Origin of the sequence: Polaromonas sp., from assembly GCF_030682935.1 — a bacterium.
GTDB lineage: Bacteria > Pseudomonadota > Gammaproteobacteria > Burkholderiales > Burkholderiaceae_C > Polaromonas.
Genome location: NZ_JAUXNA010000342.1, coordinates 1 through 10538 on the forward strand (window position 1 = coordinate 1; position 10538 = coordinate 10538).

Genomic DNA, 10538 nt, shown 5'->3' on the forward strand with positions numbered 1-10538 from the left:
AACATCATCGTAGCGCGCAAAGGCGGCGTGCCCATCACCGTGCGCCAGGTCGCCCGCGTGGCCGACGGCGCGCAAGAACTCGACAGCCTGGCGCTTTACAACGGCCAGCGCACCTTGCTGCTGAGCGTGCAAAAAGCCCAGGACGAAAACACCATTGGCGTGGTCGATGGGCTGAACAAAGCCATCGCCGAGCTGCAGCCGCAACTGCCGCCGGGCGCACGGCTGGAACTGATCACCGACGGCTCGCGGCCGATTCGCGTGGCCGTCGAAAACGTGCGCCGCACGCTGATTGAAGGCGCGCTGCTGACGGTGCTGATCGTGTTCCTGTTCCTCAACTCCTGGCGCTCCACGGTGATTACCGGGCTGACGCTGCCAATTTCCATCATCGGCACCTTTTTGGTCATTAACCTGTTTGGCTTCACCATCAACATGATCAAGCTGATGGCGCTGAGCCTGTGCGAGGGCCTCTTGATTGACGATGCGATCGTGGTGCGCGAGAACATCGTGCGCCATGTGCAAATGGGCAAAACGCCGTACCAGGCGTCGCTCGACGGCACGCGGGAAATTGGCCTGGCGGTGCTGGCCACCACGTTTTCCATCGTCGCGGTGTTTTTGCCGATTGGCTTCATGGGCGGCATCATTGGCAAGTTTTTCCACGAGTTCGGCATCACCATCGTGGCGGCCGTGCTGATCTCGATGTTTGTCAGCTTCACGCTCGACCCCATGCTGTCCAGCCTCTGGCACGACCCGTCGATTGAAGCGCACGGCAAGCACCACCGGCCCGTCAGTTTTTATGACAAAACCATTGGCCGCGTCACCGCCTGGTTTGAGCGCGCCACCGATGCGCTGAGCGACAGCTACCAGGGCATTTTGCGCTGGGCGCTGGTGCACAAACTCGCCACGCTGGGACTGGCGCTGGTGATTTTTGTCAGCAGCATTTTCATGGTGCCGCTGCTGGGCACCGAGTTTGTGCCCAAGGCCGATTTCTCGGAAACCTCGCTCAACTTTTACACGCCCGTAGGCTCCTCGCTGGAGGCGACCGAAGCCAAGGCCCGCCAGGTCGAGGCGATTGTGCGCGAGTTCCCCGAGGTGAAATACACGCTGGCCACGCTCAATACCGGCAACGCGCAGGGCAAGATGTACGCCAGCGTGTATGTTCGCCTGGTGGACCGCAAGGCCCGCACGCGCAGCGTCGATGAGATGTCGGGCGTGCTGCGCGAGCGGCTGCAGCGGGTGGCCGGCATCACCGTGACCCATGTCGGCCTGCTCGACGCGGTGGGCGGCAACAAACAGGTCGAGTTTTCGCTGCAGGGGCCGGACCTCAAGGAACTGGAACGCCTGAGCCGCCTGGTCACTGACAAAATCCGGCCGATTGCCGGGCTGGTGGACCTGGACTCCAGCGTCAAGGCCGACAAGCCCGTGATTGCAGTGGCGGTGCGGCGCGATGCGGCATCGGACCTGGGGCTGTCGGTAGCGCAGATTGCCGCCTCGCTGCGCACGCTGGTGGCCGGGCAAACCGTGGGCAACTGGCGCGCGCCCGACGACCAGACCTACGACGTCAACGTGCGGCTGGCGCCCGACGCGCGCAACACCCTGCAAGACCTGCAAGGCCTGCCCTTCATGAACAGCACCCTGGGCAACAACCCCGACGGCTCGGCGCGCATCGTGCGGCTCAGCCAGGTCGCCAGCGTGAAGGAATCCACGGGCGCCAATCAGATCAACCGGCGCGACCTGGCGCGCGAAGTCGCCATCAATGCCAACGTCCAGAACCGGTCGGCCGGCGAGGTGTCCGCCGACATCAAGGCCGCGCTCGAAGGCATCCCTTTTCCGCCCGGCTACCGCTACGCGTTCAGCGGCTCCACCAAGAACATGGCGGAATCGTTTGGCTACGCCATCTCGGCGCTGGTGATGGCGGTGTTGTTCATCTACATGATTCTGGCCAGCCAGTTCAAGAGCTTTTTACAGCCGCTGGCGCTGATGACCTCGCTGCCGCTGACCTTGATTGGCGTGGTGCTGGCGCTGCTGCTGTTCCGCTCCACGCTGTCGATGTTCTCCATCATCGGCGTCGTCATGCTGATGGGACTGGTCACCAAAAACGCCATTTTGCTGGTCGACTTTGCGATTCGCATGAGAGCTGAAGGCATGGAGCGCAGCGAAGCCCTGCTGGAAGCCGCCAAGGTCAGGCTGCGCCCCATCCTGATGACCACGCTGGCCATGATTTTTGGCATGGTGCCGCTGGCCTTTGCGCTGACCGAGGGCTCGGAGCAGCGCGCCCCCATGGGCCAGGCCGTGATTGGCGGCGTGATCACCTCCTCGCTGCTGACCCTGGTCGTGGTGCCGGTGACCTACTGCTACATGGACGACCTGGCCCAGTGGTTCAAGCGCAAGTTTGGCCAAAAAGCACAGGCCGGGCCCGCTTCCGCAGCGGATGATACCGGTATGGATGGCGTCAGGCGCCCCGTCTAAAATCAAAGCTTTCGCCTGTACCCTCTTCTTTTAAACCACCAACAACCAGGTCCGCCATGAACTACGAACAAGCCCGATTCAACATGATTGAGCAGCAAATCCGCCCCTGGGAAGTGCTGGACAGCCAAGTCCTTGCTCTGCTCGCCGTGGTCAGGCGCGAGGATTTCGTGCCGCCCGCCTACAAGGCGCTGGCGTTTGCCGACATGGAAATTCCGCTGCCGCCCCAGCACAACCCCAGCCAGTGCATGCTGGCGCCCAAGGTCGAAGCGCGCATCCTGCAGGACCTGGCCGTGCAAAAGCACGAAAAAGTGCTCGAAATCGGTGCTGGTTCTGGCTACATGGCGGCCCTGCTGGCGCACCGCGCGCAGCAGGTGATCACGCTGGAGATTGACGCTGCGCTGGCGCAAACGGCCCGTGACAACCTGAAAAAAGCCGGCATCTACAACTGCGAAGTGCGCACCGGTGACGGCGCCGCCGACCTCGCGCAGGCCGTCTCCGGCAGCAACCCGCTGAGCGGCCCTTTTGACGTGATTGTGCTGAGCGGCTCGGTGGCCGAGGTGCCCGCCTCGCTGCTGTCCCTGCTGAAAGTCGGCGGACGCCTGAGCGCCATCGTGGGCCTTGAGCCCATGATGCGCGCCACGCTGGTGACGCGCGTGGCCAAGGACGCCTGGCGCACCACCCAAGCCTGGGACACCGTGGCGCCGCGCCTGCTCAATTTCCCCGAGCCCTCGAAATTCGTCTTCTGAAATTCCTTGTTTGATATTCAAGCCCTGAAAGCATGTGCTGATGATTCCCCAATTGAGCCCCTCCCATTTCACCGCCTGGCGTGACAGCGCATGCTCCGGGGCAGGCGCGGCCTTGCCCGTGGTGCTCGATGTGCGCGAGCCCTGGGAGCTGCAGACGGCATCGGTCAAAGAAGACGGTTTCAGGCTGGTGCACATCCCCATGCGTGAGGTTCCGGCGCGTCTGGCCGAACTGAAGGACGCCCTCGGCACCGACCAGCCCATAGCCTGCCTGTGCCACCACGGCATGCGCAGCCTGCAGGTGGCCAATTACCTGACGCAAAACGGCTTTGGCGAAATCATCAACCTGCAAGGCGGCATCAACGCCTGGTCGCAGCAGATGGATCCGTCGGTTCCACTATATTGATTTGTGCTTGACGTGACCGCTTGATTTTCAGTGGCGGATTCGTTAGCTTGCTGATTCGTTAACCCCTCAGGACTCCCATGACCACCCCTCACAAACTGCCCATGCACCGCCTGCCCTGCTTGCCCCTGTCGCTGGCCATCGCCTCGGCGCTGATGGTGCTGGCCCCCGCGGCGCAGGCCCAGAGTCTGGTGGAACTGTATCAGTCGGCCCGGGCTTTTGACGCCGCCTACCAGTCCGCCAGGCTGCAGTACGACGCAAACCTGGCCCGCTCCGAGCAGGCCAAGGCCGGCATCCTGCCCACGGCAGGGCTGGCAGCAGGCGTGTCGCGCACCGGTTTTGAGAACACCACCCCGCCCGTTGACCGCAGCTACAACTCGCAAAACGCCACGCTGAGCGCATCGCAACCGCTGTACCGGCCGGCCAACTGGGCCACCTACGAGCAAGGCCTCAAGCAGGTGGACCTGGCCAGAGCCCAGCTCGAAGCAGCCGAGCAGGACCTGATCGTGCGCACAGCCCAAGCCTACTTCGACGTGCTGGCCGCGCAGGACACGCTGACCTTTGTGCAGGCCCAGAAATCGGCGGTGGATGAACAGCTGGCTTTTGCCAAGCGCAACTTCGAGGTCGGCACCTCGACCATCACCGACTCGCGCGAAGCCCAGGCCCGCTTCGACCTGGTGACGGCCCAGGAAATAGCGGCAGACAACGACCTGCGCATCAAGAAAATCGCGCTCGACCAGTTGGTCGGCATCACCGAATCCCGGCCCAAAAGCCTGCTGGCCCCGGCGGCCCTGCCGCCCGTGGTGCCGGCCGATGTCAATGCCTGGGTGCAGCGCTCCGAAGGCGTGCATCCCAGCATCCGGCAGGCGCAGGGCGGGTTTGAGATTGCCGAGCTGGAAGTCAACAAGGCCGAAGCCGGCCACAAGCCCACGCTGGACCTGACGGCCAGCTACAACGTGACCCGCAACCCCTCCAGCTTCGCGCAAAGCGGCGTCTCCTCCCGCACCAACACCAGCAACGTCGGCCTGCTGCTCAATGTGCCGCTGTTTGCAGGCTTTGCCACGCAAAACCGCGTCCGCGAAACGCTGTCGCTCAGGGACAAGGCGCGCAGCGACCTCGAAGGCGCGCGGCGCGCCGTGGCCCAGGCCACCCGCTCCGCCTACTTCGGCGTGCTGTCGGGCCAGGGCCAGGTCAAGGCCCTGGAAGCCGCCGAACTGTCCAGCCAGAGCGCGCTGGATGCCAACAAGCTGGGCTACCAGGTTGGTGTGCGCATCAACATCGACGTGCTCAACGCGCAAAGCCAGCTGTTCCAGACCAAGCGCGACCTGGCGCAAGCGCGCTACAACGTGCTGCTGGGCGGCCTGCGGCTGCGCCAGGCCAGCGGTACGTTGACGCCTGGGGATTTGCAGGAAATCAATGGATTGCTGGCAAGGTAATGCAACGCGCGGGGTAAAGCCGGTGACGCACTGTGTGTAGCCAAGCGCACGTGGCATCCGCTGGATTCGCTCAAACCCCCGATCAGCCTGGGCCAAGCTGCCACGCTGTGGCTGCCGCTTGACTTTTGACCACCCGCGCCGATTCAGCGCTGACGCCAGTACCTCGGTCGCATCGAATTGCGGGACGGCAAGGTGCTGCGTGAGCACCGGCTGCTGGACGATCCGCGAGAACGCATTCGAGACGTTCGCCAGAGGCCCGACGGCCTTGCTGTAGGTGCTGAGCGACAGCCCGCGCTGCCAGCTGACCAGATTGTTACCCGAGCGAGGCCGGAGGACCATTCCGGTGTAGGCTATCGCCATGAGCAAAGTTACCGTTGCACCGCCACCCGAGCCGGACCCCGGCAACCACGACATCCCCTCGAAACTGGTGCTGCGCCGGGTCGCCATCGACACCTACCGAGAGAACGTCGCCTACCTGAACCGCGACTGCGGGGTCTACCGCGCCGAGGGTTTCCAGGCGCTCTCCAAGGTCGAGATCCGGGCCAACGGCCGTCATATCCTGGCCACGCTGAACGTGGTGGACGATCCGTCCATCGTCGATTGCGGCCAACTGGGGCTCTCCGAAGACGCCTTTGCCCAGCTCGACATGGAAGACGGCCACACCGTCTCCGTGTCGCAGGCCGAGCCGCCGGAGTCCATGGGGGCGCTGTTCCGCAAGATCAACGGCGAGCGGCTGGGCAAGGAAGATTTCCAGGCCATCGTGCGCGATATTGCGCAGCACCACTACTCCAAGATCGAACTGACGGCGTTTTTGGTGGCCACCAACCGGGGCGAGATGGACCGCGAGGAAGTCTACTTCCTCACCGAAGCGATGGTGGCCAGCGGGCGCCGGCTCGACTGGCACGCGCCGCTGGTGGTGGACAAGCACTGCATCGGCGGCATTCCGGGCAACCGCACCTCGATGCTGGTGGTGCCCATCGTGGCGGCCCACGGCATGCTGTGCCCCAAGACCTCGTCCCGGGCCATTACCTCGCCGGCCGGCACGGCGGACACCATGGAAGTGCTTGCCAACGTGGCGCTGCCGTTCGACAAGCTGTCGGAGATCGTGCGCGAGCACCGCGGCTGCCTGGCCTGGGGCGGCACGGCCGATCTGTCGCCGGCCGACGATGTACTGATTTCCGTAGAGCGGCCGCTGTCGCTCGATTCGCCGGCCCAGATGGTGGCCTCCATCCTGTCGAAAAAAATTGCCGCCGGTTCCACGTACCTGGTGCTGGACATCCCGATCGGTCCGACCGCCAAGGTGCGAACCATGCCCGATGCGCAGCGCCTGCGCCGCCTGTTCGAGTACGTGGCCTCGCGCCTGCACCTGTCGCTGGACGTGGTGATCACCGATGGCCGCCAGCCGATTGGCTTTGGCGTCGGCCCGGTGCTGGAGGCGCGCGATGTGATGCGGGTGCTGGAAAACGACCCGCGCGCGCCCATTGACCTGCGGCAAAAGGCCCTGCGCCTGGCCGGCCGGCTGATCGAATGCAATCCCGACGTGCGCGGCGGCGATGGTTTTGCGATTGCCCGGGACATTCTGGATTCGGGCCGGGCCCTGGCGCGCATGAACGCCATCATTGAGGCGCAGGGCTCGCACGGTTTTGACCACAACCACCCCCAACTGGGCTCGCTGACGTTCGAGGTGCTGGCGGGCGCGGACGGCGTCGTGACCGGAATAGACAACCTCCAGATAGCCCGGGTGGCGCGGCTGGCCGGCGCACCCAAGGTGAAGGGCGCGGGCGTTGACCTGCTGCGCAAGCTGGGGGACGCGGTGGCCACCGGCGACGCCTTGTACCGCGTTCATGCCGAGTTCCACACCGACCTCACGTTCGCGCGGCAGCTCAGCAACAAGTTCAGTGGCTACACCATCGGCCGCGCCGAAGACCTGCCCCATGTATTCGTGGAGTTTTGATGCTTTTGACGCACGAGCCCCCCTGCCTGCTGTATTTTGACGACGAGGCCGATGCCGCCTTGCGCCTCGCCCATGCGGCAGGCCTGGGCCCCGCCGCCATTGATCGTCACCGCTTCCCGGACGGCGAACTCAAGCTGCGCCTGCCACCCGCGCTGCCCGAGCGCGTGGTGCTGCTGCGCACGCTGGCCCAGCCCAACGAAAAACTGGTCGAGCTGCTGCTGGCCGCGCGCACCGCGCGTGAGCTGGGCGCCCGGCACCTGACGCTGGTGGCGCCTTACCTCGCCTACATGCGGCAGGACATTGCGTTTTCGCCCGGCGAGGCGGTGAGCCAGCGCATCGTGGGGCACTTTCTGGCGTCGTTGTTTGACGCCGTGATCACCGTGGACCCGCACCTGCACCGCATCGCCGCGCTGCAGGAGGCGGTGCCGGTGCGCCAGGCCATCGTGCTCAGCGGCGCGCCGCTGCTGGGCGACTGGATCGCGCAGCGCCGGCCCCGTCCGTTCCTGATGGGGCCGGACAGCGAGTCCGCGCAATGGGTGGCCCAGGCGGCAGCACGCCACGGCCTCGACCATGCGGTCTGCCAGAAGGTCCGGCACGGCGACAAGGCGGTGGACATGGTGCTGCCGCCCGTCAACGTCCAGGGCCGCGCCGTGGTGCTGCTCGATGACGTGGCCAGCAGCGGCCACACTGTGGCGCGTGCCGCACAGCTGCTCCGTGCGGCCGGCGCGGCCTCGGTGGACGTGGCGGTGACGCACGCCTTGTTTGCCGGCGATGCGCTGCAGGTGATCCGGGACGCTGGCGTGGCCGAAGTCTGGAGCACCGACAGTATTGCGCACCCGAGCAACGCCGTCAGCGTGGCGCCGGCCATGGCCCAGGCATTGCATCGCCTGTGGGATGGACCTGCCTGATTGAGGTGCGGGACCGCATCGCGCCAAGCCGTGACCCGCACGCCCAAAACCAATGGCATGGTGGAGCGCTCCAATGGCCGCATCAGCGACGTGCTCAAGACGAACCACTTCAACAGCGCTGAGGATCTGGAGCAGACCTTGCTACGCTACGCGGCCCTGTACAACCATCAGCTACCGCAGTCCGCCCTGAAAAGCAAAACCCCGATGCAAGCCATGAAGTTTGGTGCCATTCCCATCCGCACTTGTTCAATAAACTACCTTATGATCGTCCGGGATGTGACAGCTAACGTTCGAGCTACGCGGCGGCGCGTTTGCGCGGCGTCCGGCTTGAGCGAGCAGTTAAACCCTGCGTCTCTTGCGCAAAAGCCAACATGCTCGCCAATGCCTTGTTAACGGCCTCGGACGTGGGGAATGCCTTCTGGATTTCGGGTTGCAAAACAACGACATTGCTTCCCTGCATAAAGTATTTGAGGTACTTGCCCCTCACACCCTTGCCAAGTTGATCGCGCTTCAATTCTGGAATGTCTTGATCAGCCATTTTCGTAGATGCCTTTTTCATATCGTGTTGCCTTTCTTGCGCTGATGATTCGAATGCCGTTGCGGCGCTCCGTATGGATCACCACCAAAAGCCGCGCCTTGTTTGATGTCCCGTACGTCCGACTTCGATCTTCGACTTCGGCGTGATCCGTGTCTGCAAAGGTTAGTGCCATTGGGTCCCCAAAAATGCTAACCGCCTCGTCGAACGATACACCGTGTTTAAGCAAATTGCTTGCTGCCTTTTGATCATCCCATTCGAACTTGAACATGCGAAATACCTGAGAGGTTTAATCGGGATAGGAAGAAGCCTCACGGCCCCTCCCCCCCACACCACCGGACATACGGGTCACGTATCCGGCGGTTCCTTGAAACTTCGTTGCGCTCATGCTGCCTTGGCCGGTGCCAACTCGGGTAGCCCCATTTGACGAAACATTCTTGCAGGCAGCGCCAGATTCAACGCTGGCGTTTTGCTCAGCCGCCATGGGCCATGCGCGCTCTTGCTTGTGTTCCAAGCCTCGCGCACCGCGACCCCACGCTTTCTGAAGTATCGCGGTAGCCCGCGCTGCCCCATTGTTTCCATGCGTAGCATCGTAACCGCCGTCGCACCCATTTGTCGATCTCGCGCAGAGGGCTCAACACTTCGGCAATACCAAAGTAGGCTTTCCACCCGGTCAGGGCGGTCTTCAACTCTTGCACGATGTCAATCAAACGGTGACCTCGCGTGCGACGGGTCAGCGCGCGGATGGTGACTGCGTAAGCAGCCAGTTTTTGAGGGCTGCATCAAGCATGAACCTGCACCTGCGTGGTGAGTTTCAGCCCCAAGGCGCGGCAGACACGGGCAATGGTGTCAAAACGCGGCTGGGAGTTGGGGCGCAGCGCCTTGTAAAGCGCCTCGCGCGTCAGGCCCGCCGCACGGGCCACTTCCGTCATGCCGCGTGCTCGGGCCACCACGCCCAAGGCGTGCAGCAGCTCGGACGGATCGTCGTCCTCAAGCACCACGCTCAGATACGTGGCAATGTCTTCATCGGTTTTAAGGTGCTCGGCCAGATCGAACTCGGGCAGGTCTTCGACATTGATTTTTTTACTCATGGTTTACTCCTTGAAAACGAGGGTGGAAGCGAGTTTTTTGGTCGCTGCAATATCACTGGCTTGGCTGGACTTGTCGCCGCCGCCCAGCATGACGATCAACATCGCGCCGTGCATGCACGTAGTACATGCGCCAGCCGGGGCCAAAGAACTCGCGCATCTCAAACACGCCATCGCCCACGGGCGTGACATCACCCAAAATACCGCGCTGCACCTTGTCCAGGCGCACCCCGAGGCGAATGCTTGTCGTGCGGTCGCGCAGCCCATCAAACCATTCGTCGAATTCGGGCAGGCGTTTGATGGTGAACATGGTTTATTGTAATCACTTGTTCACGTATTGGCAAACGCGTTACAAGCCCATGGTTGACGACAACTAAGAGGGGCGCAGGAGGGTCACAAAGTGAAATATGGGAAATGGGAGACCTGACCCTCACCCGATCCGGCACCAGTTATCCAAACTGAGCGGCCCAAACTTCTGTGCCACTGCTGCGGCGCTGTGATGGTCATCGTGCGCAGGCGAATCTTGCCTTTCATAACTGAGCCAGCGTGTGCTGATCGTGAGGCAATTCTGAGCGCATAAACAAGCAGATCACAAGCAGCTCAACAGTGCCAAACAGGTGCTGTGGATGTGCTCGGCCAAAAACGGCAACACACCCTTGATTGATTCAAAAAAAATGTGCCTCCAGGGCACCAGGCGCTTGATTTATGCCGCCTGAACGCTTCGACGCGATGGCTTTGTGAGCCAGCAAAGTTCAACGCCAGAGCAGCATCAAAAAAGATATTTTCAGAGAACCGGCCATTGCGCCTTGAACCGGGCTTGTCCAACAACCGGTTCAGATCGCGGCTGCGCTTCGCTTGCGCGATCTAACCTTATTCGTTGGGCGTCATGTGGCAGCCTTTATTGATTGGCACGAACCGTCCGGCATCTCAATTGGGTTTCGCTGTTCCGTCGGACTCTTCCTTGAATTTGAACGCACTGACCTTGCCCCCGAAAAACGTACTCCA

Annotated in this window: 10 protein-coding genes and 2 pseudogenes; 7 read left to right on the forward strand and 5 right to left on the reverse strand. The window is 62.8% G+C overall.

Features of this window, described 5'->3' with window-relative positions:
* The 7 genes and pseudogenes from Q8K05_RS15765 to Q8K05_RS15795 all read left to right on the forward strand — a co-directional run.
* Nucleotides 1-2466: efflux RND transporter permease subunit (locus Q8K05_RS15765; RefSeq protein WP_305247565.1), on the forward strand; the 2466-nt coding region annotated here is incomplete at its 5' end.
* Nucleotides 2467-2522: 56 nt separating this feature from the next.
* Nucleotides 2523-3212 (forward strand): protein-L-isoaspartate O-methyltransferase, encoded by a 690-nt coding sequence (locus tag Q8K05_RS15770; RefSeq protein ID WP_305247566.1) that lies wholly within the window; start codon nucleotides 2523-2525, stop codon nucleotides 3210-3212.
* A 40-nt stretch (nucleotides 3213-3252) separates the two neighbouring features.
* Nucleotides 3253-3615, forward strand: coding sequence for a rhodanese-like domain-containing protein (locus tag Q8K05_RS15775; RefSeq protein WP_305247567.1), 363 nt, complete (start codon nucleotides 3253-3255; stop codon nucleotides 3613-3615).
* Between the two features lie 77 nt (nucleotides 3616-3692).
* Nucleotides 3693-5048, forward strand: a complete 1356-nt coding sequence (locus Q8K05_RS15780) for a TolC family outer membrane protein (protein WP_305247568.1) — start codon at nucleotides 3693-3695, stop codon at nucleotides 5046-5048.
* Between the two features lie 358 nt (nucleotides 5049-5406).
* A complete protein-coding gene (locus tag Q8K05_RS15785; protein WP_305247569.1) occupies nucleotides 5407-7002 on the forward strand; it encodes a thymidine phosphorylase family protein in 1596 nt (531 codons plus the stop codon).
* A complete protein-coding gene (locus tag Q8K05_RS15790; protein ID WP_305247570.1) occupies nucleotides 7002-7910 on the forward strand; it encodes a ribose-phosphate diphosphokinase in 909 nt (302 codons plus the stop codon). The genes Q8K05_RS15785 and Q8K05_RS15790 overlap by 1 nt, the downstream gene beginning before the upstream one ends.
* Before the next feature lie 36 nt (nucleotides 7911-7946).
* Nucleotides 7947-8197: pseudogene (locus Q8K05_RS15795) on the forward strand (integrase core domain-containing protein); the annotation flags it as partial.
* Nucleotides 8198-8205: 8 nt separating this feature from the next.
* Here the strand turns inward: Q8K05_RS15795 and Q8K05_RS15800 are convergent.
* From Q8K05_RS15800 to Q8K05_RS15820, 5 genes and pseudogenes are all read right to left on the reverse strand, one after another.
* Nucleotides 8206-8469: a hypothetical protein gene (locus Q8K05_RS15800; protein ID WP_305247571.1), complete on the reverse strand. Its 264-nt coding sequence runs from the start codon at nucleotides 8467-8469 to the stop codon at nucleotides 8206-8208.
* Entirely contained in the window at nucleotides 8441-8716 is a 276-nt protein-coding gene (locus tag Q8K05_RS15805; RefSeq protein WP_305247572.1) for a BrnT family toxin, read from the reverse strand. Before Q8K05_RS15805 ends, Q8K05_RS15800 begins: the two co-directional genes overlap by 29 nt.
* A gap of 202 nt (nucleotides 8717-8918) precedes the next feature.
* A complete protein-coding gene (locus Q8K05_RS15810; RefSeq protein ID WP_370868878.1) occupies nucleotides 8919-9212 on the reverse strand; it encodes a group II intron maturase-specific domain-containing protein in 294 nt (97 codons plus the stop codon).
* Between the two features lie 15 nt (nucleotides 9213-9227).
* Nucleotides 9228-9536 (reverse strand): addiction module antidote protein, encoded by a 309-nt coding sequence (locus Q8K05_RS15815; protein WP_305247573.1) that lies wholly within the window; start codon nucleotides 9534-9536, stop codon nucleotides 9228-9230.
* 3 nt (nucleotides 9537-9539) lie between these two features.
* Nucleotides 9540-9843 (reverse strand): annotated as a pseudogene (locus Q8K05_RS15820) (type II toxin-antitoxin system RelE/ParE family toxin).
* Nucleotides 9844-10538 lie beyond the last annotated feature (695 nt).